Origin of the sequence: Solimonas sp. SE-A11, assembly GCF_030345715.1 — a bacterium.
In the GTDB taxonomy this organism is placed as follows: Bacteria; Pseudomonadota; Gammaproteobacteria; order Nevskiales; family Nevskiaceae; genus Solimonas_A.
Genome location: NZ_JAUASX010000012.1, coordinates 1 through 24,623, shown reverse-complemented (window position 1 = coordinate 24,623; position 24,623 = coordinate 1). Strand labels below are relative to the sequence as shown.

The following is a 24,623-nucleotide window of genomic DNA, read 5'->3' as shown; positions in this document are numbered from 1 at the left end:
TGCATCGACTAGTGGGCGGCGGCGGCCGTGCCCTGCCCGGTACCGCGTGCCGGAGCCTTGCTCGCCATCTGGCGGCAGGCCTCCGCGCAGCGCCGACAGGCCTCGGCGCACTGCTGGCAGTGGTCAGGCGGATGGCGTTCGCATTCCTCGCCGCAGGCCTCGCAAATCTCCGCGCAGATCTGGCAAATCGCGCCAGCGAACTCACTGCCGCGCGCCATCACCGAAGCGGCAAAGCGGCAGACCTGCGCGCAGTCCATGTCGAGCGCGATGCAGCGGGCCATCTCCCCGACGTCGGGCTCCTGCAGGCAGGCCGTGGCGCAATGGTCGCAGGCGTCGGCGCAGGCCTGGCAAGCCTCAATGCATTCTCGGAATTGATCGTGGGCCATGTCATTGTCTCCGTAAAAAGTGGGCTACGGACCGACAAGGCCCGCCGCCTTTCGCGTGCAGCAGCCATGCCTGCTCCAGAAGGACAAGCGCTTCAGGTGCTTGGCCCGCAATCTCTGGACCATGATCCGACGCCGTTCCCTGCAATATGGAGAGGTTCTGCCGCAGGCACTTGCAGACTGCAGGCTCTCTCCCAACAACGCGCTCCTCAATGAACCTCCCTGAACCCGAAGACATCGCTGCCGCGACCCGGCAAATGCTGGAGGTCTGGCGTGAAGACCCCGCCGCAACCTACCGGAGCTGGTTCCTGTGGGAGGAGCGACTCAAGAACTTCCGCTCCATCCGACGAGGCCTCGCCGCAGTCGTCGAGGAAATCGACGCCGGGCGCTTCGGCAACGCCTATCGGGGATCATCGCTGGAGACGGTGGTCAGCAGCATCGCAGAGCAGCGCCAGATCTTCAGGGGCGCGGATCACGCCTTTCTCTGGAAGCCGAAACTACGCATCCCGGATATCTACGAGAACCTCGACAATCAGCGCGCTTTCGGCCGCTTCCTGCATAGCTGCGCCTGCTGCCAGACTGAAGAACCGGTGCTGGCTGCGATCCAGCAACTGGACGCGCAGCGCATCAAGGGTCTCGGCCCTGCGGCTGCGAACCTGCTGTACTTCCTGCATCCCACCCTGATACCGCCCTTCAACACCGCGATCGTGCGCGGCTACAACCTGCTGACCGGAGCACAGGCCAAACTCGGCAGCTGGAAGGAATACCTGGCCATGCGCCTGGGCATCCTCGAATTCAACCAGCGGCATCGCCAGTGGCTCTCCAATGACCTCGGCGCCATCGGCGGGCTGCTGTTCGATATCGGTTCCGGCCGCTATACGGCGCCGGCGATCGGTGGCGAAGAGGAGCTGATCGCCCAATGGCGGGCGGACCTCGCCCTGGTGCGCGAGCAGTCGGCCCGACTCAGCAACACGCTGCGCACGGCGGCCGAGAGTGATCTCACTCATACCGAGGTGCAGGGCTGGCTAAGGGACCTGGGTCAGGCGCTGGGCTATCTGGTCTGGATCGCCGCCAATGACCGATCCAGGCCCTACGGCGGTGGACGCCTGTCCGATGGCTGCGTCGACACTTTGCCCCCCAGGATCGCCGCGACCGGCAGTGCTGAATCGATCCGGCTGATCGATGTGCTCTGGATCGACCCCGACCAGGAGCGGATTGCCGCAGCCTTTGAGGTCGAGCACACGACCAGCATCTATTCAGGCATCGTGCGCATGCTGGATCTCGCCCTCTCGTTCGACGAACCGGCGTCCGGCAATTATTTCCTCGTCGCCCCCGACGATCGGCAGGAGCAGGTGCGTGCGCAACTGGGTCGGCCGGCCTTCAGCCGGGTTTCCGACCTGAAGCTCCACTACCTGCCCTACGGCGCCCTGCGCGAACACCGCACTGCCTTGGCGCGGTTCGGCACCGGGCTCAAGGGCATGCTCAGCCTCGCCGCCCCGTTGCGTTAACCTCGGGTCCGGGCACCAGTACGGGCTTGCGGCGAATTTCCTAGCGGAGCCTCAGGCCCACCGAGGCCTCAAGTGCGCGGGTATCCTCGCTATAGGTCCACAGACGATTGAAGCCGCCTCCGTCCAGCCCTTCACATCCCAGGTGCGAGGCTGCGTGGCAGCCTGACGTTCAAAACCAGCGGGCAAAAATTCCGCCAGTCTGCGTCCGAGCCAGCAGTAGGGTCGGCCAAGCGTGCCGGCACTGACAAAGCCGACATGCCCGCCGTTGTGCGCCAATTCCAGTGTCACATGGGGCGACAAGGCTTCCACATTGGGAACGATGTCGGCCGTCATGAAGGGATCATCCAGCGCGTGTACCACGAGGGTCGAGCGCTGAATATCCTTTAAAAATTGACCGCAGGAGGCGTTCGCATAGTAGTCCTCCGCGCTGCGGTAACCCGCCAGTGGCGCGGTGCAGGCCTCGTCGTACTCGATGAAATCCTGCGCCGCTAGTGCGGCGGACAGATTGACCAGAGGCGATAGCGGAACCTGGCTATGCTTGCGCCGCAAAGCGATTTTCACCGCGTCGAGCAAACGCTTCTGGTAAACGCAAGAGAAGCCGGTGCGCAGGCGCTCTGCACATGGTCGGATAATGAAGGGCACGGAGGCCGCTGCGGCGATATTGATCGGCGCCAACTGGCCCTCCTCCGCCAGCGCCTTGAGGGTGACGTTACCGCCCAGAGACCAGCCCAGCGAAGCGATGAACGCCTTGGGTTCTCGCTGACGCAACAGATGCCAGAAATAGCGCAGGTCTTCGGTATCACCCTGGTTGTAGCAGCGGTGCAAGCGGTTCGGCTCTGGACCCGCGCCGCGCAGTTGCAAGATCACCGTGCGCCAGCCTTTCGCTATCAGTTGGCAAGCAGTACCCAGCAGATACTTGGACTCGAAGCCGCCGGCAAGGCCATGTACCAGCACCGCCAAGGGACCACTGGCGTTGTGGTCCCCGCTCCAGCCCAGATCCACGAAGTCTCCATCAGTCAATTCCAGCCGCTCGCGGCGAAGGACGAGCTTGGGTGCGGGCCGCAACAGCGTCGCGATGGTTTGCAGATGCGCGCCCGGCAACAGAGGATGCGGCCGGAAACGGCTTTGCAATATTTGACCGTAGCGCTGGCCACGCGGCGTCATGCATTGGTCCTCGGGTTCAAGTCGGCCCGGGTGCCATATGCCGTCCAGACCGGCGGGGTGACCGTCGTCAACTGCTATTTCGGCCCCTTGTGCGCCGCGAGCCAGCGATCCAGTTCGGCGATTTCCTTTTTCTGCGCGGCGATGATGTTCTTGGCCATCTCCAGCATCTCCGGATTCTTGCCCTTCTTGAGCTCGGCTTCGGACATTTCCACGGCCATCTGGTGATGCTTGCGCATATTGGCGGCGAAGTCATAGTCCGCGTCACCGGTCATGGACATACCTTCCATATGCTTCATGCCGCCCATGTCCTTCATGCCTTTGCCGCCTTTTGTCCCCCCGGTCTTAATGGCTTCGGCTGCGGCCAAGTATTGGCCGTTGCCGTAGTCGATGGCTTTGAACATCGAAGACTGATCCGCATTCGCGGGCGCGCCGACGAGCGCACACACCAGGCCAAGCGCGAGTACCGCGGTCTTTCTGGTGAAAAAATTTGACTTTGTCATGATAATTCTCCGTGGGTGAGATGACCCGGTCGGGTCGTAGCAAACGATCTTTTGAATGTGAGCCGGGGGTGCGTCCAAGCTACGTTCCCTGGCGATGCCACCACGCGTCGGCAAACATGCCCAGCGACAGCAGAGCGAGGACCGTGGCGTCCGCGAAAAGATGCGCAGAACTCAGTCCCAGCAGCGGACCGAACAAACCCGCGATCCAGGCGCCGACCAGCGCTACGAATGCGGCAACCCACAAGAGCCGCGCACAGCGCACGGCGAAGGTGGGGCTCATGCCACGGCCCTCCTCGGCGGGGCCGGGAGACGAAGTAGTTGCAGGCAGCTCTCGGCCAGTACCTGGCAAATCTGCGCACAGTCCTGCAAACCCGTCAGGTCTTGAAGCGCCTCGGCAGAGGTGCGGCTCACTGTCGCGCAGGCCTGGACTACCGCGTGCTGCTCAGGTGCCCTGGCCATCAGAAAGTGCGCGTTCACCATGCTGAGTTCCGCACAGTTGAGCAAGGTCGCGGCAGGGTCTGAGCCGATCCGGATGCCGGCCGATTGCGGTCGCAACGCGGCCTCGGAACACAGGCGGTGGCATTCGAGAGAGGCCTCGATACAGAGTTGGATTGAAGGCGCTTCGACATCGGGCATGGCGGTCACTCCCACTTTTACGGTTGTTCGTCAGCCATATGGGGGCAGTTGGCGTGCCATCGCTGGAAGGGCTTTCTGCGTCAGCGTCTTATGGCTGAAAACCTTGGATAGCCGTCCATTCGTAGTGCGTGAGCTTTGCAGGCCTGAGGCTGCCTTTCCATGCAAACTGCAACCCGTGGCTCAGCAACGTCGGCGGGCCCGGAAGAAAGCGGGGCGCCCCTGTGGCGCCCCGCTTGTTTACCAATGACCTCCTTAACGCCGACAGGGCTCAGGGCCGAAGCGCCCCGGATCCTTCACCGCCATGACGGCTTCGTAGGAACCCGGTGACGCGGACTGTGTCGGGCAACCGTCATGGTTGACGCCGGCCTTTGGCCCCCAATGCGCGGGGTCCTTGACGGACATCACCGCCTCGAACGATCCCGGGAGCCCCTCGCCGCGCGGTGATATCGGGGCATCACTGACGGCTTTCGGACCGTAGTTGCCCGGGTCCTTGACGCTCATGATGGCCGCGAAGCTTCCGGGTGCCGGGGGTTCCTGAGCCGGATGTGCCCAGGCACCGGTGGCGGCCGCCCCCAGCAACGCAGCGGCGGCCATGGCGCGAGTGAAGCGAACAATTAACAAATGGATGTTCATGATGATCTCCTTGAGAGGAAACTTACGGAGCGACAGGGATCGTGCCCCGAGGGCCGATCCATCTCGTCGGTTGGGGTTGCGGCGCGATGTCGCAGGGTTCCAGGAAAGCGACCTCGACACGGCGCTTGTTGGCGCCGTCCCAGAGCTGCCGCGTAACCGCAGGGGCCGTGCAAGGCGTCGCTGGCGCACTGACCTGGAGGGTATTGCGGGGGCCGTAGGTCGGCGCGGCTTGCGCCGCCTGGACCAGGCTGATGATCGCGACCAGGCCCAGGCCGAGCCGGCGGATCGGGATGACTGTAGTGTTCATGGATGACCTCTTCGGGCAACAGGAATGCAAGGCATGACGGGCATGCCGGTCTTTGTCGTCGAGGTGAATCCAGGCCCGCTGGCACGCGGGCCCTCGCCGCTCCTACAGTCGCAGGCGGGCCGTAACCAGGTAGGTGCGGGTTCCGGCGAAGCGCGGCGGAAACGTGCCGGGAGCCGTCAATGGCGGTGGATGCCCAATCCAGTCGGGCGCAAGATGCGACAACGGTGGTGGAGCGGGCGTCTTGTCGCCGGAGAAGGTCGGAAGCGCGTCGGCTTCGGCGTCCTTTACCTGCGCCTGCAGGGCGACGACCTGCTTGCAGCATTTGCCGACGCCGCTGCTGACCTGCGGGCACGGCGCCATGGCGTCGGTGCAACAGCAACGCTGCTGCATGGATGCAGCGTCATGGGCACAGGCCAGCGCGACCCGCCACGGCAGCAGCGTCGCCATGACGATCAGAACGGCCCAGACTCCTCGGCGCACGCGGTTACTCCTGCTCGGCCTACAGGACTTTGACCGGGTGCTTGCTGTCCCGTTCCGGCGAAGGCCTGTCACGGACTCTCTTCCTTCGATAGCCGACGTCCACGGAGCAGCAGATACGCCGCCGGCAGCACGATCATGGACAAGAGGGGCGCGGTGATCATGCCCCCCACCATCGGTGCCGCGATGCGCTGCATGACCTCGCTGCCGGTTCCCGCGCCGATGAACAAAGGCAGCAGGCCGGCGATGATGACCGCCACGGTCATGGCCTTCGGACGCACCCGCAGCACGGCCCCCTCGATCAGAGCGTCGCGCAGGTCGGCCTGGGTCCGCATCCGACCGCGCTCCTGCCGCTCCCCAATGGCGTTGTCGAGGTAGATCAGCATCACCACGCCGAACTCGGCGGATACGCCGGCCAGGGCGATGAAGCCGACACCGGAGGCGACCGACAGATGATGGCCCAGCAGGTAGATCAGCCAGAACCCACCGACCAGGGCGAAGGGTAACGTCGCCATGATCAGTGCCGCGGAGGCGGCGCTGCGGAAGGTCAGGTACAGCAGCAGGAAGATGATCGCCAACGTAAACGGCACGACGACCTGCAGGCGCTTGGTGGCCCGTTCGAGATATTCGAACTGGCCCGACCAGGCGACCGAGTAACCGGCCGGCAGTTGCACCTGCTCGGCCACGGTCTTGCGAGCCTCGGCGACATAGCCGCCGAGGTCGCGGCCACGGATGTCGACGTAGATCCAGCCGTTCGGGCGGGCGTTCTCCGACTTGATCATGGGCGGACCATCGGTGATCTGCACGGTCGCGAGGCTGCCCAGAGTGATCGTCTCGCCGCGCATCGTCACCAACGGCAGGTCCCGCAGGTCCTGAACCGAATCCCGCAGCGCCCGCGGATAACGCAGGTTGATCGGAAAGCGCTGCAGGCCCTCGACCGTCTCGCCGATGTTCTCGCCGCCGATGGCCAGGGAAACGATGCGTTGCACATCGGCGATGCTCATGCCGTAGCGAGCCGCCGCGAGGCGATCGGGAACGACCTCGATGTAGCGCCCACCCGAAACCCGCTCGGAGAAGGCCGAGACGGTGCCGGGGACCTGCTTCACCACGGCCTCGATCTGCGCACCCACCCGCTCGATCACCGCCAGATCGGGGCCCGCGATCTTGATGCCCACCGGCGACTTGATGCCGGTCGCGAGCATGTCGATGCGGTTGCGAATCGGCTGGACCCAGACATTGCCCATGCCCGGAATCTTCAGTGCCGCGTCCATCTCCTCGATCAGCTTCTCGGTGGTCATGCCCTCCCGCCATTCCGAGTGCGGTTTGAGCCTGACTGTGGTCTCCACCATCTCCAGCGGCGCGGGGTCGGTCGCCGACTCGGCGCGCCCGATCTTGCCGAACACCCGCTGCACCTCGGGAAAGGTCTTCAGGATGCGGTCGGTCTGCTGCAGCACCTCGGCGGCCTTGCCGACCGCCAGCCCCGGCAACGCCGTCGGCATGTACAGCAGGTCGCCCTCGTCGAGCGGTGGCATGAATTCGCTACCGAGACGCGTGGCCGGCCACAGCGTCGCCAGGGCGGCGACCAGAGCGATTACCAGCGTCGCACGGGGATGCGCCAGCACCTTGTCGATCACCGGGCGGTACACGGCGATCAGCGCACGGTTCAGGGGGTTGGCGGTCTCGTCGACGATCCGCCCGCGGATGAAGGCGACCATCAGGACGGGGATCAGCGTGACCGACAGGGCAGCCGCGGCGGCCATCGCGTAGGTCTTGGTGTAGGCCAGGGGCGCAAACAGCCGGCCTTCCTGGGCCTCCAGCGTGAAGACCGGCACGAAGGACAGGGTGATGATCAACAGCGAGAAGAACAGCGCCGGTCCCACTTCGCCGGCGGCGTCCGCCATCAGTTTCAGCCGCTCCGCGCCAGCCGGGTCCTGGCCCTCATGCGCGTGTCGCCACTGCTCCAGCTTCTTGTGGGCGTTCTCGATCATGACCACCGCCGCATCGACCATCGCGCCGACCGCGATGGCGATGCCGCCCAGCGACATGATGTTGGCGTTGATGCCCTGGGCGTGCATGACGATGAATGCCGCCAGGATGCCGATCGGCAGGGTGATGATGGCCACCAGCGCCGAGCGCAGGTGCCAGAGGAACAGGGCGCAGACGAGCGCCACCACCAGGAACTCCTCCAGCAGCTTGTGCGAGAGGTTTTCCACGGCCCGGTCGATCAGCGCCGAACGATCGTAGGTCTCCACGACTTCGACACCCTGAGGCAGGCTGGCCTTCAGGGTTTCGAGCTTCTCCTTGACGGCTTCAATCGTCGACTGGGCGTTCTCGCCTGAGCGCAACACGATCACTCCGCCGACGACCTCTCCCTCGCCGTCCAGTTCGGCGATGCCGCGCCGGGTCTCCGGGCCCAGTTGCACGGTCGCGATATCGCGCAGCAGGATCGGCGTGCCGTTGTCTCCGAGGCCCACGGGAGTCTCGCGAAAGCCGTCGAGCGACTTGAGGTAGCCCCGCGCGCGAACCATGTACTCGGTTTCGGCCAGTTCCAGCACCGAGCCACCCGATTCGCCATTGGCGTCCTGCACCGCGGCGACGACGGTTTCCAGCGGCAAGCGATAGGCACGCAGCCGGTCCGGATCGAGCACGATCTGGTACTGGCGGTTGAAGCCGCCGATGGTGGCGACCTCGGCCACGTTCGGGACCGTCTTGAGTTCGTACTTGAGAAACCAATCCTGCAGCGCGCGCAGCTGGCTGATGTCGTTCTTGCCGGTGCGATCGACCAGGGCGTACTCGTAAATCCAGCCGACGCCGGTCGCGTCAGGGCCCAGGGCCGCACGCGCCGTTGCCGGCAGCCGGCCCTGGACCTGCGACAGGTACTCCAGCACGCGAGAACGCGCCCAGTAGAGATCGACGCCGTCCTCGAACAGTACATAGACGAAGGACTCGCCGAACAGCGAGTAACCGCGGACCGTCTTGGCGTGCGGCACCGATAGCAGGGTCGTCGTCAGCGGATAGGTGACCTGGTCCTCCACGACCTGCGGTGCCTGGCCAGGATAGACAGTGCGGACGATCACCTGCGTGTCGGACAGGTCGGGAATCGCATCGAGCGGCGTGCGCGCCGCCGAGTACAGGCCCCAGGCCATTACCAACACCGTCGCCAGCAACACCAGGAAGCGGTTGTGGACCGACCAATGGATCAGGCGGGCGATCACGGTGCCGCCTCCGGTGCCATTGCAGCCTTACCCATGTTTGCCGGACCGCCCATGCGCTGGTAAGCCCCGCGCAGGCTGGCCTCGGAGTCCAGCAGGAACTGGCCGGAGACGACCACCTGCTGCCCTTCGGAAAGCCCCGACAGGATCACCGTCTGGTCCTGCCGCTCGGGGCCCAGCTCGACGTGAACCGGCCGGTAGCGGCCGGCAGCCTCGGCCACCAGCACTACACTGCGATCCCCGGTACGGATGACCGCCTCGCTCGGGACCATGACGACGTCGCGCTTCGCCCCGCCGAAGAGGGTCACGTCGGCGAACATGCCGGGCTTGAGCGCCAGGTCGGGATTGTCGAATACCAGGCGCACTTTCAGCGTCCGGGTCTGGGTGTCGAGCATCGGGTACACGTAGTCGACAGTGCCTTCGAATACCCGCTCCGGCTGGCTCTTCAGGCGCGCCTCCGCGGCCTTGCCTACGGCGACCCAGCCGGCCTGCGTCTCGGGCACCTCGACCAGGATCCAGATGCTCGACAGGTCGGCGAGCTTCATCAGGGGCATTCCCGGGGTCACCTGCCCCCCTTCGCGAACCATCAACTCGGTGACGACGCCGCCTTGCGGCGCGACGATGCCGACCTGACGCTGCGGACCACCCGAACCGCCTCCGACACCCAGCAGATTGAGCCGGGTCCTGGCGGCATCGATCAACGTCGGGTCGCCCAGTTTGCGCGCCAGGGCCAGTTCCTCCTGAGCCGCCAGCAGATCGGGGGCATAGACGCCGGCCACGACCTGGCCGCGGCGCACGGTATCGCCGGCCGCCCGGACTTCCAGGCGCTCGACCCAGCCGGCGGCGCGGGCTTCCAAGGACACGATGCGACGCTCGTCGACCGCGACGCTGCCGACGGCATCAATACGCTGCCAGAAGGTGCCGCGCTCGACCGGCGCGGTGCGCATGCCCAGGTTCTGGGCCATGCGCGGATCGATCTCGATATTCATGCCTTCGTCGCTCGAAGCGGCCGACTCCTCGGCATACTTCGGCATCAGGTCCATGTCCATGAAGGGCGACTTGCCGGGCTTGTCGAAATGCACCTCCGGCTTCATGGGGTCGTACCAGTACAGCACCCGGCGCTCGGCCGCAGAGGACTTGGCAGGCGCGGCAGGGGGCTGGTCCTCCCGCTTCACCAGCTTCATGCCGCAGATCGGACAGTTGCCCGGATGATCCTGGCGTACCTGCGGATGCATCGGACAGGTCCAATACGCCTGGCCCTGGGCATCCACCTTCTTCACCAGCTCGTGGCGGTGCCCTTCTCCCTTCTGTGCGTACCACCAGCCGAAGCCTGCGGCTGCCGCGAGCACGAGGGTCAAAGCAATCAAGATTTTCTTATTCATGGTTGGGGTCTCCGGTACCCGAGGCGTCCTCGAAGGCACCGAGATAGCTGAGTTGGATGGTGTGCATGGTGAGGTCGGACTGCAGGTCCAGGCGGGCCATCTGCAGTTCCAGGGCGCCGCGGCGAGCGTCGATCACGTCGCGCAGCAGCCCGCGTCCCGACCGCCAGCCCGCAAGCGAAGCGGTGATGCGACTACTGCTCTGCGGCAGCAGGCCCTCGTCGTAGGCCTTCAGGCGCGCGATCAGGCGTTGCCAATCCTGGTGATTGAGACGGGCTTCCGAGAGCAGTTGCCGAGCGGCATCATCGACCGCCGCGGCCGCGGCCTCCTGCTGAGCATGAGCCGCAGCAACGGCGCGGTCCTGGCGGTTGCGGGTGAAGACCGGCAGGTCGATGCCGACCTGCAGCATGGCCATCTCGGAGAACTCCGGCCGGTATCCGTAGCCGACTTCGACGCGCCAGTCCGGCTTGTAGGCGGCGAAAGCCAAGTCGGCACTGGTCTGAGCCATGGCGACCTGCGCCGCGGCACCGGCCAGGTGCGGGTGCTGTCGCACACGCTCCAGCACCACGTCCAAGGACGGCAATGCCGGCAGCTCAGGCAGATCCGCGGCGACGGGGCGGAACGCTTCGTCACCGATCCAGCGGGACAGCCCATTGCGGGCGTGCGCCATGCTCTGTTCGGCGGCGGCTGCAGCGTCCTTCAGCCGGTCCACTTCCTGGCGCGCGGTCAGGAACTCGGCTTGCGTGGCGCTACCGGTGCGCAGCGCAATTTCGACGACCTGCATCTGGGTCTCGGCCTCCCGCAAGCTCTCCCGCGTCAGGCGCAGGGTCTGGTCGTACTTCCAGACCTGCAGCCAGGCCAGGGCCGCGTCCCGCCGGACCGTGCGCCAGGCCAGGTGATGCTCGGCCTGCAGGCGCCCCGCTTCGCGTTCGTGCAACTCGCCTCTCAGGCGGCGCTTCTCCGCGCGCGGAAACTCCTGCATCAGGCCGGCCTGGATCTGCGTGTCGGAATCGCGCCGCAGGGACCAGGCATCGGACGTGTTGACGGGAACGTCCTGGATGCCCGTCACGAATTGCGGGTCCGGCAGCTGGCGCGTGGCCACCGCGGTCTCTCGCGCGGCGCGTGCCTGGGCTTCCAGGCCGATCAGGATGGGCTGGCCGGACACCGCCAGGCGCTCGACTTCACCGAGCGCCAGCGCGGCGCTGTCGGCTTCGGCCAGGGACGGCAGGACAGCCGCCGCCAACAGGACCGCGGCGACGGCCGGCGGCCATCGGTACCGCGCCGGGGCGCGGCGATACAAGGGATACATGCACTCTCTCCACGATAGGGCCGCGCAGCGGCCCGGAACAACTCAGGCGGCGCCCGAGTTGCGGCTATGCATCAGCCGAGGGAGAGGATGGGAGGTCGCAACAGGGATGTCGACGTGCGCGCAATTTCACGCACTGCAAGCGGATCGGGCTCAGCGATGCCGCCGCGAGGAGGTTCCAGCGTCAGGCTCACCGCCGAGGCGATGTGCCCCAGGGCGCAGGTGGTCATATCCGGGCAGTCGGCGTTGCAGCAGGAAGGCTTGCCGGCTTTCTCGGCATCGGCCTTCTGCCCATGGCAAGGCATGTCCATCTGCATGGCCATGTCGGCGTCGAGTGCCTTGATGAGGTTTGCCCGGGGCGCCGCAGACACGGCATAGCCCTGCAGCAGGAGCACCAGCCCCAGCAGCACGCTCAACCATGTCCGGCCCATTTTCATGACGCCTATGAGTCTAAGTCCCGCTACGGCGTTCCGCAATGATTTTCATGCGGTTGCACGTCCCCGCTGGTCAGCGGCCCAAGGGTAAAGACGGAGTCAGGTCCCGGAGCCCACTCCAGGCAATCGGCCGCATGTCCTTGAAGCCTGGATTATTGCTGAGACATATCCGCTACCTATGCGCTGGCCCGGCCGAAAATGCTCCTTGAACCTCCAGCCATGGGCCATGAAGATGCCGCCATGTGGACAGGCAAGGCCAGCATTCAGCCCGGGTGGGCGCTATTCAGCGGCACGGCCGGGGATCACTCCCTCCATCGCCATCACGCCGTTCAACTCGCGATAGGCCTGAAGGATGCCGTCGAGCTACGGGTGGGAACGGGGAGCCTGATCCGGGTTCCCGGAATCATCATTCCTGCCGATCATCCCCACCAGCTCACCAGCGGGCCGAATCCGCTGCTGTTGCTCTATCTGGAACGAGAGTCGAGCCAGGGGCGAAGACTCGATCAGTGGTGCGGTCCCGGACCGCGCGCCCTGACGGAAGCTCAGTGCCAACGCCTGGTCGAACTACTGTCAGCCGACACGGATCGGATGCTTGAACGCGCTATCGCTAGTCTGCTGGGATCTGCCCCGGCGGCATCGGAGCAGCCCTTCACGGACTCGCGTATCCAGGATTGCCTTGGCGCGCTTCCCAGGCCCTTGCCCGAATCCCTGTCCGGCGCTCAACTGGCGAAAAAGGCCGGCCTGTCGTCTGGCCGCTTCGCACACCTGTTCCGCGCGCACACCGGCATGCCCCTGCGTCCGTACTTGCGTTGGCTGCGCCTGCAACACGCATTGGCCGCCATCGCCAGTGGCCTCAATCTCACTGAGGCCGCCCATGCCAGTGGCTTTTCCGACTCCGCGCACCTGTCGCGCAGTTTTCGCAGCACGTTCGGGATTGCACCGAATGTCCTGCTGCACCCTCTTCTGACCCTGCGCGCAAACGCCTGAGTCCCCCACCGCCTTTCGGCACTGGAACGAACCGCCATGATCATGACGTCCAACATCCGCAAGCTGATGCTGACCTTCCACGTCACCGCGTCGATCGGCTGGGCCGGCGCGCTGGCCGTGTTCCTGGCGCACTCGCTGGTGAGCCTGTCCAACCAGGATCCCGCCATGGTGCGGGCGGCCTGCCTGATGATGGGGATCACGGCCTGGTTCGTCATCCTGCCGCTCGCCGCGACCTCACTGGTGACAGGGCTGATGCAAGCCATGGGCACCGCATGGGGGCTGTTCCGGCACTACTGGGTGACGATCAAACTCCTGCTCACGGCGTTTGCCACCGCCGTACTTCTGCTGAAGCTGACACCGATCAGCGCACTCTCGGCCGCCGCTCAGACCGCCTTCTCGTTACAGGATTTCGCCGGCCTGCAGCTCTCGCTGTTGGTCCATGCCGCGGGAGGCCTTGGAGTGCTGCTCGTGACTACCGCCCTGGCTATCTACAAGCCCGCCGGCCTCACCCCATACGGTACCCGGATGCTGGGCACTCGCAGCACCGATAGGCGTGATGCTGGATCAATCGCTGGATTGCCCCGTTGGGTGAAAGGCTTCCTCGCGGCCGCGGTGGTCTTCTTGCTCTTGCTCGTTGCGATGCTCATGCACGGTGGACACGGTCCTGGGGCGCACATGTAGGCAGCCAGCTCGTCTGCGGGAAAGCTGCCCCAGCCGCGTCAGGGCGCCGTGCCGAAGCGATAGCCAATACGTTCAAGCCCGGTACCCGGCTCCTGCGTAGTCTGCATCCCATCGCAGAATCCAAGGAGCCCCCATGCGGACCGCAATTCGATACCTCGCCTATCCCCTGATCCTGGGGACCTTGGCCGTTTTCCTGGTCGTACTGGCCGGTCGCGGCGTCGCGTACTGGCCGGCCTTCCCCCTGCTCGTGGTCATCGGCATCGGCACCTTGGCAGTGCTGGAGCGACTCGCACCGTATGAGCCGGCATGGAACCGTGACCATGGGGGCGATACCCGGGTCGATGTCCTGCACCTGCTGGTGAGCCACGCGCTAATTCAGGGAGCCGTCGCTTCCGCTTTCGGACTGCGGGCGCTCCTCCCCGAACTGCCCAGCTTGTGGCCCACCTCGGTCCCCATGTGGGCGCAGATCCTTTTGGCGGGCGCGATCATGGACCTGGGCCTCTACACCATGCATCGTGCCAGCCATATCAGCGGCTTCTTGTGGCGGCTGCACGCCATCCATCACATGCCCGAACGGCTCTACTGGCTCAATGGTGGACGCCGCCATCCGCTGTCGGCACTGGTCCTGGCGGGGCCCGGCTTGATCACCCTGCTGGCGCTAGGCGCAACACCCATCGCCCTGGGAGCGTGGCTCAGCATCATGAGCATCCATCTCGCATTCCAGCATGCCAATCTGGATTATCGGCTGGGGCCTTTCCGGCATGTACTCGGCGTGGCGGAAATGCACCGGTGGCACCACAAGCGCGAGTTCGAGGATGCGCAGGTGAACTTCGGCGAGGTGTTCCTCGTTTGGGACCTACTGTTCGGCACCCATCACGACGCACCGCGAAGCCCGGCGCGCGGCGAGGTCGGCCTCAAGGATGACGATATTCCCTCGACCTACCTGGGGCAGATTCTCTGGCCGATGCGAAATCGCTGATGGATCAACCTGCCCGTCCCAAGGCGGTTTAAGGACATGGGCCTTCCCCACTCGGCGGAACGTGCTCACGACAGAGCAGCAGCTCCTGAATCGCGACCGCTCAGCGCTGGTGAGCCGTGGCAATCGCCGAAAGGTCCGTCGCCATGTCGACCGGCCGGCCCTCTTCCTTGCGCTCGGAGTAGCGGTCCACCAGCAAGCCCGCATGGGGCCGCAGCAACACGGTGAAACGGACCAGCTCCTCCATCACGTCCACGATCCGGTCGTAGTACGCCGAGGGACGCATGCGCCCCTCGGCGTCGAACTCCTCGTAGGCCTTGGCGACACTCGACTGGTTCGGGATCGTGAACATGCGCATCCATCGGCCCAGGAGGCGCAGGGTGTTGACGGCGTTGAAGGACTGGGAGCCGCCGCTGACCTGCATGACCGCCAGCGTGCGGCCCTGTGTCGGGCGGATACCGCCCATGTTGAGCGGCAGGTGGTCGATCTGGGCCTTCATGACGCCCGTGATCTGCCCATGCCGCTCCGGGCTGCACCAGACCTGGCCCTCGGACCACATCGACAGCTCCCGCAGCTCCTGCACCGCGGGGTGCTTGTCGCCCGCGACCTGGTCCGGCATCGGCAGATCGCCGGGATCGAATATCCGCGTCTCGGCACCGAACTGATTCAGCAACCGAGCTGCCTCTTCAGTCGCAAAGCGCGAGAACGAACGCGGCCGCAGCGATCCGTACAGCAGCAGGATGCGCGGCTTATGCCCTTCCGCGCCGAGCTCCTGTGCCGGCCGCTGATGCGCGAAGCGCGCATCCAGCGCCGGCAGATGGTCTAGATCAGCCAGCAGTCGAACGCGGCTCACGACCTGGTTCCCGGCGTCGTTCTCCGGCCGGCGGCATCGATGACCACCTCGCCATCCTCCTTCGAGAAGGGCGTCTGCTGGGCGGTCGGCAGCAGATCCAGCACCAGCTCAGAGGGCCGGCAGAGTTTGACACCCATCGGCGCAACCACGATTGGCCGGTTGATGAGAATCGGGTGTTCCATCATCGCGTCCAGCAGCTGGTCATCCGTAAGTGAAGGATCGGCCAAACCCAGTTCGGCGTACGGAGTACCCTTTTCGCGCAGCAGGTCCCGGACGGGGATGCCCATGCGCTGGATGAGCGAGGCCAACAAGGCCCGACTGGGCGGCGTCGTCAGGTATTCGACGACATGCGGCTCGATTCCAGCATTGCGGATCATCGCCAGCGTGTTGCGCGAGGTCCCGCAGTCCGGGTTGTGATAGATGACGATATCGATGCTCATGGGCTTTTCCTCAGGCATTGCGGGCCCAGCCCTCGGACTGCAGCAGTGACGCCACCCGGCCGCGAATGTCGTCGCGGATTCCGCGCACCAGTTCCGGCGTGCCGCCCTTGGGGTCCTGCAGCGGCCAGTCGTCCCGGCGGGCGCCGGGCACATACGGACACTCGTCGCCGCAGCCCATCGTCACCAGCAGCGAGGCCCCTGCCGCCAGTTCGGGGGTCAACTTGGTGGGCTGGGCGTGAGAAAGATCTATCCCAACCTCCTTCATCACCGCCAGCACCTCGGGATGCACGTGGTTTCCCGGATTGGTCCCGGCAGAGATCGCGCGAGCCTTGGCCGGATCGGCCAACTGGTTGAAGAAGGCGGCAGCCATCTGTGAGCGTCCCGCGTTGTGGACGCAGGCAAAAATTGCGGTCTTCACTTTCAGTTCCGTTCGTTGTGGGGGACGACGACGTCAGGGGCGGTGGCCGGAAGCGCCGGTACCAGCCAGCGGAACAAGGCCGTCGCGGCAAGAGCGCCGAGCAACTGCGCCAGGATGAACATCGGCGCATCGGCCGGGCGGATGCCGGCAAAGGTATCCGTCGCCGCTCGCGCCAGCGTCAATGCCGGATTCGCAAACGAGGTCGATGCCGTGAACCAGTAGGCCGCCGTGATGTAGGCCGCAACCGCGAAGGGCACCGACTCGGACCGGCGGCGCGAACAGCCCCAGATGACGGCCAGCAGGCCGAAGGTCGCCACGAACTCGCTGAAGGCCTGCGGCATGCCGGCGCGGACCTTCGTCGAGACCATCAGGACCGGCTCCCCAAACATGAGATGCGCCGAGAACACGCCCGCGAAGGCACCGACGACTTGAGCCACGATGTAGCCAGGAACCTCGCTCCAGGGCAGGCCGCGCTGCGAGGCGTCAGCCAGCGTGACCGCCGGATTGAAGTGGGCGCCGGAGATGGGGCCAAAGGTCAGGATCAAAGCGATGAGGGCCGCGCCCGTGGCGAGCGTATTGGCTAGAAGCGCAATGGCGACGTTTCCGCCCGCCAGGCGCTCCGCCATGATGCCGGAGCCCACGACGGTAGCCAGCAGCATGGCCGTGCCGACCGCCTCGGCGACAAGTTTGCGCGACAGCGTGGTCACAGGAACGGCTCCGGAGAAGTGTTCTGGCTCATGGTCGGACGATCAACCGCAGCAGGCCGTGGCCTTCGAGGCGGCCGGCTTTTCGTTCGGAACGCAGCAGGCGGCGGCAGGCTTGTCCATCGGCTGCTGGGCCAGGGGAACACAGCAGGCGCTGTCTGCGACCTGCTCGGCCTCATCCTCCCCGAACACGGGAATGCTACCGAGCGAATGGAAGGTTTCCCAGGCGATGCCCTGCGGATCCTCGACCCAATACTTGTCCGACTTGGCATAGCAACAGGCCGCGCCCGTCTGCTCCAGGGCGGCAATGTCCGCCAGCGCAACCTGCTCGCGGAGCTCCTTCAGCTCCGGCTCCGAGTCGACCTGGAAGCCCAGGTGGTTGAGACCCACAGCATGCCCGCGTTGGGAGATCGCGAAGTTGATCCTCGGGTCTTCCAGCATCCACTTGGCGTAGTCCTGCTTGATCACCGACGGGTCTGCTCCAAAAAGCTTGGAATAGAACCCGATGCTCTGGGTCAGGTCCTTGACCGAGACGTGGACGTGAAAGCGCTTCATATCAGCATTCCTTACAGGAGTTTGAGGGCGCGGTCGTTACGCCGCCGCAGCAGTTTTCGGTGAGATAGGCCAGCAGGCCGTTCATGGCCTTGAAGTCGGGGGCGTAATAGACGAAACGCCCCTCCTGACGGGACTTGAGCAGGCCGGCGTTGCTCAGTTCCTTCAGATGGAAAGACAGGGTGTTGGGTGCCACGCCCAGATGCTCGGCAATTTCGCCGGCGGGCATGCCCTCAGGACCTTTCTGGACCAACAGGCGGAACAGCGCCAAGCGCGAGTTCTGCGCCAGGGCAGCCAGGAGCGTCACGGCGGATTCGGGTTTCATGATTCGATTGTTGTCGAATCATTGTTTCAATGTCAATACTTCGAGAAATATCGAATATGACAGGTGCCCGCAGGGATCGGGGACCTTCCTGGAGGACTATCCGGCCCTGCGGCGCGGCGCGGCAACCTTGCGGGCCGCAGCAGCGCGCTTGGGCTTCGGCTTGGGGATGCTTTCGCAGGCGCTGCCCGGGAAACAGTCCGCGCGGCCGCCGCAGCAGTTGTGCGTCAGGTATTCGATCAGGCCATTCATGACCTGGAAGCTGGCGACGTATCGGATATGACGTCCCTCATGCTGGGCCTCGATCAGCCCAGCATGAGAGAGTTCCTTCAGATGGAAGGACAGCGTTGCCGGAGCGCACTGCAGGTCCTCGGCGAGCTGCCCGGCGTAGGCGCCGATTGCCCCGCGCTCGACCAGGTTGCGCACGATGGCAAGCCGCGACTCCTGGGCCAAGCCCGCGAGCGCCTTCAAAGCCGCCTTTGTGTCCATCGTACTTTTGGTCGCCACAGGAATCCTCAGGGAGCCGTCAGGTAAGCGTCGAGGGTTTCCAGGTCGGCGGACTTGACCGTCATGCCGCCAGGACCGGCGCCAACCTTGGTCGCCATCTTGGTCGGCTCGCCGTGCGCCTTGAAATCCTCAGCTTCCTGCGATCCTACCTTGAAAACCCAGAGGCGCCCATCCTCAACGAAGGTGATGAAGCCTTCCTTGCTGTGCTGGGCGCTTGCTTCCTTGGCTGCGGCAACCGGGGCCAGCAGGGCGAATACGAGGGCAGCGGCGGTGATGCGAATCGGGGACATGGCTCTCTCCATTGTGGGGTGGAGAGTCAATGGTGACCAACGTCGGTGACATGCCGACGAAGGTTTTACTTCGTTCCGATGTCCTTGAGTTGCTTCTGCAGGGCCAGACGGTCCAGCTTGTCGAAGGGCAGGCTGGCGAAAAGCTCGATGCGGCGGCGCAGGACGATGAACGCATCGGCGAAGGCGTGACGTTTCTCTTCGTCAGTGCCTTCGACGGCCGCAGGGTCTGGTGTGCCCCAATGTGCGGTCATCGGCTGGCCCGGCCAGTACGGGCATTGCTCGCCGGCAGCCTGATCGCAGACCGTGAACACGAAGTCCAGCTCGGGCGCCCCGGGTGCAGCGAACTCGTCCCAGCTCTTGCTGCGCAGGCCCTCGGTCGAGATATGGCTGCGTTTCAGGAGCTCGATGGCAAACGGATTGGGCTCCCCCTTGGGGTGGCTGCCAGCACTGTAGCCGACGAACTTGCCGTTGCTGATCGCCAGGTTGTTCATGGCGGCCTCCGCCAGGATCGACCGGGCCGAATTGCCGGTGCAGAGGAACAGGACGTTGAACTTGCGATGGGCCATGGAGTGCTCGGGCGGTGGTTTAACTATTCGATTATGGTCGAATAATAGTTACTGTCAATATTTCCAAAACTGTCTAAATTAATTCACGGAAGATTCCGCTCGGTGCAATGAGCCGCTCCTAACGTCGGCCTGCTATTTCCCAGCCACCGCAAGGACCCGGACATGACCTCAGACCTCGTGAAACACGGCATCGATCCCGATGACGTCGGCAGCAACACCTCCAACAATCCCACGCTCGAATCGCTGCTGGCGGCCCGCCTGACCCGCCGCAAGACGCTGCTGGGTGGCCTGGCTGCCACCACGGCGGTCTTCACCGGCACCGGCCTGGTCGGCTGCGACAGCAATGACGACGAATCCGGCGACACGGGCACTCCGGCGGCCACCCCGCCGCTGGGCTTCACGGCTGTCCCCAAGAACCTCGCTGACAAGGTAACGGTGCCGGCCGGCTACTCCGCATACGTGCTGTTCGCGCTGGGCGACCCCCTCGTGGAAGGCGTGGCGGCCTACACCAACGATGGCACGCAGGGTGACTTCGACAAGCGCGCTGGCGACCATCACGACGCCCTGGCCTATTTCCCCTTCCCCAAGGGCTCGACCAGTTCGACGGAAGGCATCCTGGCGATGAATCACGAGGCTCTGACGGACATCTACCTGCACGCTGCCGGCCCCACCCCGGACCGCACCGGCGCCACCGGACCGCGCCCGCTGGCCGAAGTCCTCAAGGACCAGCATGCTCACGGCGTTTCCGTCATCAAGGTCAAGAAGGGTGCCACGAAGTGGGCGATCGACAAGTCCGCCGCCCTCAACAAGCGCTGGCACATCAACAGCGAAATGGCCCTGACCGGCCCCGTCGCCGGCAGCGTGTTCGCCGTGACCAAGCTCTCGCCCAACGGCCGCACCTGCTTCGGCACCATGAACAACTGCGGCCACGGTGTGACGCCCTGGGGCACCTTCCTCACAGGCGAGGAGAACTGGAACGCCTACTTCAACCGCGGCAACGACGCGGCGCAGAGCGATGCGGTCCGCACGCAGGCCTTTGCCCGCTACGCCATCACCCCGAACAGCAAGGGCTTCAACTACCGTGGCTGGGACACGCCGGTCGATGGCACCGACCTGCAGAAGCGCTTCAATGTGACGATCACCGGCGCCAGCGCCGCCGAGGATTTCCGCAACGAACCGAACCACTTCGGCTACGTCGTGGAACTCGATCCCTACGACCCGACCTTCACGCCGCGCAAGCGCACCGCGCTGGGCCGCACATCGCACGAGGGTTCCTGGTTTGCCCCGGTGAAGGCCGGACGGCCGGTCGTGGTCTACATGGGCGACGACTCGCGCAACGAGTACGCCTACAAGTTCGTTTCCGCCGCGAACTGGGACCCGGCGGATGCCACCAAGGGCCCGGCGATGGGCGGCAAGTACCTGGATTCCGGCGTGCTGTACGCCGCGCGCTTCAAGGACGACGGCACCGGCGAGTGGCTGGCGCTGACCCCGGACAACGCGGCGCTGTCCGGCAAGTTCTCCGGCCTGGCGGAGATCATCGTCAACACCCGCACGGCGGCTGACCTGGCAGGCGCCACGAAGATGGACCGTCCCGAGTGGGGTGGAGTCAATCCGAAGACCGGCGAGTTCTACCTGACGCTGACCAACAACAGCAGCCGTGGCACCGGCGGCCCGGCCGTGGATGCCGCCAACCCCCGCAGCTACGAAGACCCCAAGGGCGCTGCCACCCAGCGCGGCAACGTCAACGGGCACATCATCCGCCTGGCCGACAGCTCCGGCGACGCTGCGGCGACGACCTTCACCTGGGACGTCTACCTGTTCGGCGCCCAGGCCGATGCTCCGGCGGCCACGGTTAACTTGTCGGGACTAACGGCCGAGAACGACTTCTCCAGCCCGGATGGTCTCTGGTTCGACAATCGCGGCATCCTCTGGATCCAGACGGACGACGGCGCTTACACCGATGTCACCAACTGCATGATGCTCGCGGCGGTGCCGGGTAAGGTGGGCGATGGCGGCCAGAAAATGGTCGGCGCCCAGAAGACCTTCGCCGGCAAGGCGGCCACGCCGGACCTGGTGCGTCGCTTCCTGGTCGGCACGCCGGGCTGCGAGATCACGGGTGTGGACATGACCCCGGACTACAAGACCATGTTCGTCAACATCCAGCACCCGGGCGAGTCCGGCACGCTCACCACGTTCCAGAGCAACTGGCCGTCGATGACCACCGACGATGCCACGGTCACCGGCACGGCCATCACGCGCCCCCGCACCGCCACGATCGTCATCACGAAGAACGATGGCGGCCCGATTGGTGTCTGAGGCTTGAGGGTGACTCCTGGATCGGGTTGGGGTGACGGCCCCTCCCGGTCCAGGGGAAGCTCTTGCATTAGTCGAAGTCGATGCGTCGGTCCTCCCGAGACAAGGTTCCCTGCTCTGTCTGCGGCGAGCCGCGGCTGGTCTTTGGCCGCGCGGCGAAGGGCAACCCTGTCTGCCGGCCATGTATCGATCACCTGAACGTCGAGGAAGCGGTCGCCTGCCGAAAGCGGGCGTGGTTCCAGCAGGTCCAGGACCTGGTCCAGGCCTGTTGCACCCAGATCGACCAGGGGTGGGTACGGCTGATGTTCTCACACTTCGTGGCTCGGGAGCTTGAGCGACAGGACGCGAGATTGGTCGTCCGACGACTGCCGCGCCACCTACGATTTTTCCAGGTCCTGGACACGACGTTTGCGAACTGTCTGGACGTGACAGCAACGGGCCTCTTGTCCCGCTGCGATGCGCAGATGCTCAAGCACAGCAGGGTCTATCTCGAATTCCTGAAAGAGATCGGCTACACGGTGCCGTCGCGGGAGGCCATCGCCGACCTGCGCGTTACCCGAAGTGCCGACCGCCTCCTGGCTCAACGCCAGGATCATCGCTCTTATGCCGTGCTGCTGGCTTATCACGCAGAACTGAATCGCCGCCATTTGCGATCAAGAACGATCCATCGGCTCATTACGATCGCCTTCGAGTTTCTCCAGTACCTTCACGACCGAGACCCCTGCGAGGAGCTTATCGACACCTATGTCCGCCAGATGCCGACGCACCGCATCGGCCTTGGGGCGTTTACTGAATTCCTCCAGGGCGGGCGCCGCGCTATCTAGGTGGCTGGCTCACAGCAGATTCGGCGGTGCTCGCGCTGATGCCGCGAAGTCCCCGGTGCGAGCTGCGCTCGCAGGGAGCGCACGACCACCTCCGCGTCCGGACCCACGCCGCGCAGCGTGGCGGAAGCGAAGTTGCGCTGCTTCGGGAATCCCACGTAGTACAGGCCCGGAACGGTCGTACTGACGCCCTTGCGCTGTAGCAGTCGCCCCTCGGCATCGATAGCGCCCAGGCTGTCCAAGTAGGGCACCTGAGGGCGGTAGCCGGTAGCGAACAGCAGAACGTCAACGGGCTCATGCTGGCCCGGGGACCATTCAACACCGGTTGAGTCGACTTTCAGAAACATCCCACGCTGGTCGGGATGCCCGGACTTGATGGCGCCGCGGTACTTGCCCGTATCCAGAACCGGTGTGCTCTGGTCGTCCAGCCACCGGGTCCGGTCCAAGCCGGTCAGATTCAGCCAGAAATGGAAGTCCTTGCCGAGAACACGTTGCGGGGCAAACCGGATGGGACGGCGTGACGCCAGGGTGACGGTAGCCCTCGACGCGAGTTCTGCGGCAATCTGCACCGCCGAATTGGCGCCGCCTACCACGACGATGCGCTGGCCCTCGAAGCCTTCCGGCGACCGGTACTGCGCTGCGTGAAGCACCCGCCCCCGGAAGCTCTCCAGTCCATCGATTGGGGGCATGTAGGGCCGCGCAAAGGCGCCTGAGGCGGCTACAACGGCTCGGGAATGGATGATCTCGCCATCCGCCAGTTTGGATGCAAAACCTGCGTCCAGGCGGCCAACGCTGGCGACCCTTCGACCGAATTCGACCGGCAGCTCGTAGCGGGCGGCATAGGCCTCCAGGTAGCCCGTAACCTCGTCCCGGACGGGGTATCGCTCTGGGTCTCCCGGAAACGGCATCCCGGGAAGACTGGAGTACCCCGCCGGGGAAAACAGCGTCAGGCTGTCGTAGTAGTGCCGCCAGGAGCCGCCGACCTGGGTGGAGGCTTCGACGATGCGGAAGGGAACGCCCGCGCGTTGCAGGTGCCATGCGGCTGCCAGGCCGGCCTGACCGGCGCCGATCACCAGAACGTCGATGCTCATGCCGCCACCTTGTGACCCTGCCTCAGCGCCACGATGCCGTCCTGGAAATCCGGCGCCGCCAGCCACAGCCGGAGCAGATGCCGCTTGCGCTCCGGTTCCGGCCAGTCCTCGTATTCGCTGCGCTTATGCAGGATCACGGAGTTCTTGAGCCACTGAATGTCGCCCGGCTCGAAGTGCATGTCCAGGTATAGGTCGGCGCGGTTCGCGGTAGCCTCGTAGAGGTCCAGCGCTTCCTGCTGAGCCGGCGTCAGCGGCGGCACGCCTTCGAGCTGCTCTGCGTGCCGGATGTACCAGGCGATGAAGAAGCTGGAGAGCCGGCCGCCAATGTCATGGGCGATGGGCAGCTGGAAATAGGGCAAGGCGCCTGCTGCCTGCTCCCCCTTCATGTGGAAATACCAGGGCTCGAAGAGCAGCGCCGCCAAGTCAGTGCGAACCGCAGCGACCTCGTTGTACACCGTCACCGAGCTGACGATGCGACTGACGCCGCCCGACTTGGACTTCTGGAGACACAGCAGGCCGATCAGATCGGCTGCGTCGGTGTGGAAGTCCTGCTCCGCATTGGTGATCGATAGGCGCACGTTCGGATCGACCTTGCTGGCGCCGGTATCCCGCACGTCGTGGATCAGTTCGCCTCGCTTGTTCTGAGGCATCGCCGCACCCAGCATTGAACCCAGTGCGGCGTAGGCCAGCTTCGTGGCTTGGGGGGACAGCTCGGACACCGGAAATCCTCGCATCAGCACGAAGCCACGCCCTTCCCGAAGCTCCTTGCGTACATCACGCATCGCATCCTGCAGGATGGCCCATTGGCCCGCTTCGCTGGAGCTTGGTTTGTGGGCCTCCATCTCGGAAATGCCCCTGGACTCCAGGCTCAGCCCCAACTCCGCGATTGCGGCCCGCTGTGCTGGCGTCAGAACGGTAACCCAACGGGCGGAGTCGCCCAGTTCGGGGCCGCGCCAAGCGGCATTGGGGAATCGCCTGACAGTGGCTTCGGGACTCATCTTCACGTCTCCGGTTGGAATGGCGAGGAATCGTGGCAGCCACTATGTTGGCGCGCAGCGAAAGTTGACCCAGGGTGCGCAGCGAAAAGTGACCCACCTGTAAGGGTTGAGAGTCTAGTTCAAATCTGTGGGTAAGTTGGTCTTTCGTGCTTTGGATCTGTTCTC

29 protein-coding genes are annotated in these 24,623 nt (G+C 65.0%); 6 read left to right on the top strand and 23 right to left on the bottom strand.

Translation table 11 applies throughout. The features are described 5' to 3' along the window. Positions 1–8: 8 nt before the first annotated feature. Complete coding sequence (locus QT386_RS14385) at positions 9–386, bottom strand: four-helix bundle copper-binding protein (RefSeq protein ID WP_289274463.1); 378 nt, start codon at positions 384–386, stop codon at positions 9–11. A 254-nt stretch (positions 387–640) separates the two neighbouring features. Here QT386_RS14385 and QT386_RS14380 point away from each other — a divergent pair, with 254 nt between their 5' ends. Further along, positions 641–1,891: a type II restriction endonuclease gene (locus tag QT386_RS14380; protein ID WP_289274462.1), complete on the top strand. Its 1,251-nt coding sequence runs from the start codon at positions 641–643 to the stop codon at positions 1,889–1,891. Positions 1,892–1,942: 51 nt separating this feature from the next. Here QT386_RS14380 and QT386_RS14375 read toward each other — a convergent pair whose 3' ends face one another. From QT386_RS14375 to QT386_RS14325, 11 genes are all read right to left on the bottom strand, one after another. Then, entirely contained in the window at positions 1,943–3,055 is a 1,113-nt protein-coding gene (locus tag QT386_RS14375) for a hydrolase (protein WP_289274461.1), read from the bottom strand. Between the two features lie 74 nt (positions 3,056–3,129). Next, positions 3,130–3,555, bottom strand: coding sequence for a DUF305 domain-containing protein (locus QT386_RS14370; RefSeq protein ID WP_289274460.1), 426 nt, complete (start codon positions 3,553–3,555; stop codon positions 3,130–3,132). Positions 3,556–3,634: 79 nt separating this feature from the next. Further along, entirely contained in the window at positions 3,635–3,835 is a 201-nt protein-coding gene (locus QT386_RS14365) for a hypothetical protein (protein WP_289274459.1), read from the bottom strand. After that, complete coding sequence (locus tag QT386_RS14360) at positions 3,832–4,191, bottom strand: hypothetical protein (RefSeq protein ID WP_289274458.1); 360 nt, start codon at positions 4,189–4,191, stop codon at positions 3,832–3,834. Before QT386_RS14360 ends, QT386_RS14365 begins: the two co-directional genes overlap by 4 nt. A 252-nt stretch (positions 4,192–4,443) precedes the next feature. Further along, positions 4,444–4,824, bottom strand: a complete 381-nt coding sequence (locus QT386_RS14355) for a hypothetical protein (RefSeq protein ID WP_289274457.1) — start codon at positions 4,822–4,824, stop codon at positions 4,444–4,446. A 22-nt stretch (positions 4,825–4,846) separates the two neighbouring features. Next, positions 4,847–5,131, bottom strand: coding sequence for a hypothetical protein (locus tag QT386_RS14350; RefSeq protein ID WP_289274456.1), 285 nt, complete (start codon positions 5,129–5,131; stop codon positions 4,847–4,849). A 102-nt stretch (positions 5,132–5,233) separates the two neighbouring features. Then, positions 5,234–5,578: a hypothetical protein gene (locus tag QT386_RS14345; RefSeq protein WP_289274455.1), complete on the bottom strand. Its 345-nt coding sequence runs from the start codon at positions 5,576–5,578 to the stop codon at positions 5,234–5,236. Positions 5,579–5,679: 101 nt separating this feature from the next. Continuing rightward, entirely contained in the window at positions 5,680–8,823 is a 3,144-nt protein-coding gene (locus tag QT386_RS14340; protein ID WP_289274454.1) for an efflux RND transporter permease subunit, read from the bottom strand. Further along, entirely contained in the window at positions 8,820–10,202 is a 1,383-nt protein-coding gene (locus QT386_RS14335; protein ID WP_289274453.1) for an efflux RND transporter periplasmic adaptor subunit, read from the bottom strand. Before QT386_RS14335 ends, QT386_RS14340 begins: the two co-directional genes overlap by 4 nt. Then, positions 10,195–11,508 carry a TolC family protein gene (locus QT386_RS14330; protein WP_289274452.1) on the bottom strand — a complete coding sequence of 438 codons (1,314 nt, stop codon included), beginning with the start codon at positions 11,506–11,508 and terminating at the stop codon, positions 10,195–10,197. Before QT386_RS14330 ends, QT386_RS14335 begins: the two co-directional genes overlap by 8 nt. A gap of 71 nt (positions 11,509–11,579) precedes the next feature. Beyond that, positions 11,580–11,921, bottom strand: coding sequence for a hypothetical protein (locus QT386_RS14325; protein WP_289274451.1), 342 nt, complete (start codon positions 11,919–11,921; stop codon positions 11,580–11,582). Positions 11,922–12,158: 237 nt separating this feature from the next. Between QT386_RS14325 and QT386_RS14320 the strand changes: the two genes are divergently transcribed. The 3 genes from QT386_RS14320 to QT386_RS14310 all read left to right on the top strand — a co-directional run bounded on the left by QT386_RS14320 (position 12,159) and on the right by QT386_RS14310 (position 14,586). Beyond that, entirely contained in the window at positions 12,159–12,926 is a 768-nt protein-coding gene (locus QT386_RS14320; RefSeq protein ID WP_289274450.1) for an AraC family transcriptional regulator, read from the top strand. A 36-nt stretch (positions 12,927–12,962) separates the two neighbouring features. Beyond that, positions 12,963–13,607, top strand: coding sequence for a hypothetical protein (locus QT386_RS14315; protein ID WP_289274449.1), 645 nt, complete (start codon positions 12,963–12,965; stop codon positions 13,605–13,607). 133 nt (positions 13,608–13,740) lie between these two features. Beyond that, positions 13,741–14,586, top strand: coding sequence for a sterol desaturase family protein (locus QT386_RS14310; protein WP_165797503.1), 846 nt, complete (start codon positions 13,741–13,743; stop codon positions 14,584–14,586). 100 nt (positions 14,587–14,686) lie between these two features. Here the strand turns inward: QT386_RS14310 and arsH are convergent, their stop codons facing one another. From arsH to QT386_RS14265, 9 genes are all read right to left on the bottom strand, one after another. Next, positions 14,687–15,436, bottom strand: coding sequence for an arsenical resistance protein ArsH (arsH, locus tag QT386_RS14305; protein ID WP_104231564.1), 750 nt, complete (start codon positions 15,434–15,436; stop codon positions 14,687–14,689). Next, positions 15,433–15,876: an arsenate reductase (glutaredoxin) gene (gene arsC / locus QT386_RS14300; protein WP_104231563.1), complete on the bottom strand. Its 444-nt coding sequence runs from the start codon at positions 15,874–15,876 to the stop codon at positions 15,433–15,435. The genes arsH and arsC overlap by 4 nt, the downstream gene beginning before the upstream one ends. A 10-nt stretch (positions 15,877–15,886) precedes the next feature. Further along, complete coding sequence (locus QT386_RS14295; RefSeq protein ID WP_104231562.1) at positions 15,887–16,294, bottom strand: low molecular weight phosphatase family protein; 408 nt, start codon at positions 16,292–16,294, stop codon at positions 15,887–15,889. Positions 16,295–16,296: 2 nt separating this feature from the next. Then, positions 16,297–17,001, bottom strand: a complete 705-nt coding sequence (locus tag QT386_RS14290; protein WP_289274448.1) for an MIP/aquaporin family protein — start codon at positions 16,999–17,001, stop codon at positions 16,297–16,299. 42 nt (positions 17,002–17,043) lie between these two features. Next, the gene (locus tag QT386_RS14285) at positions 17,044–17,553 is read right to left on the bottom strand and encodes an ArsI/CadI family heavy metal resistance metalloenzyme (protein WP_104231561.1); all 510 of its coding nucleotides are present in this window, start codon (positions 17,551–17,553) and stop codon (positions 17,044–17,046) included. Between the two features lies 1 nt (position 17,554). Further along, complete coding sequence (locus QT386_RS14280; protein ID WP_104231560.1) at positions 17,555–17,875, bottom strand: helix-turn-helix transcriptional regulator; 321 nt, start codon at positions 17,873–17,875, stop codon at positions 17,555–17,557. A gap of 96 nt (positions 17,876–17,971) precedes the next feature. After that, on the bottom strand, positions 17,972–18,361 hold the full coding sequence (locus QT386_RS14275; RefSeq protein ID WP_104231559.1) for a helix-turn-helix transcriptional regulator: 390 nt from the start codon (positions 18,359–18,361) through the stop codon (positions 17,972–17,974). 26 nt (positions 18,362–18,387) lie between these two features. After that, positions 18,388–18,669, bottom strand: coding sequence for a hypothetical protein (locus QT386_RS14270; RefSeq protein WP_104231558.1), 282 nt, complete (start codon positions 18,667–18,669; stop codon positions 18,388–18,390). A gap of 65 nt (positions 18,670–18,734) precedes the next feature. Next, positions 18,735–19,235, bottom strand: a complete 501-nt coding sequence (locus tag QT386_RS14265; protein ID WP_104231557.1) for an arsenate reductase ArsC — start codon at positions 19,233–19,235, stop codon at positions 18,735–18,737. A 162-nt stretch (positions 19,236–19,397) separates the two neighbouring features. Between QT386_RS14265 and QT386_RS14260 the strand changes: the two genes are divergently transcribed. Together QT386_RS14260 and QT386_RS14255 are read left to right on the top strand one after the other, a co-directional pair. Further along, entirely contained in the window at positions 19,398–21,551 is a 2,154-nt protein-coding gene (locus QT386_RS14260; protein WP_104231556.1) for a PhoX family phosphatase, read from the top strand. 80 nt (positions 21,552–21,631) lie between these two features. Then, positions 21,632–22,372 (top strand): hypothetical protein, encoded by a 741-nt coding sequence (locus QT386_RS14255; RefSeq protein ID WP_104231555.1) that lies wholly within the window; start codon positions 21,632–21,634, stop codon positions 22,370–22,372. Here the strand turns inward: QT386_RS14255 and QT386_RS14250 are convergent. Then, on the bottom strand, positions 22,369–23,460 hold the full coding sequence (locus tag QT386_RS14250; protein ID WP_104231554.1) for an NAD(P)/FAD-dependent oxidoreductase: 1,092 nt from the start codon (positions 23,458–23,460) through the stop codon (positions 22,369–22,371). The two genes, QT386_RS14255 and QT386_RS14250, sit on opposite strands and share 4 nt — an antisense overlap. After that, positions 23,457–24,458, bottom strand: coding sequence for a TauD/TfdA family dioxygenase (locus QT386_RS14245; protein ID WP_104231553.1), 1,002 nt, complete (start codon positions 24,456–24,458; stop codon positions 23,457–23,459). The genes QT386_RS14250 and QT386_RS14245 overlap by 4 nt, the downstream gene beginning before the upstream one ends. Positions 24,459–24,623: the final 165 nt, after the last annotated feature.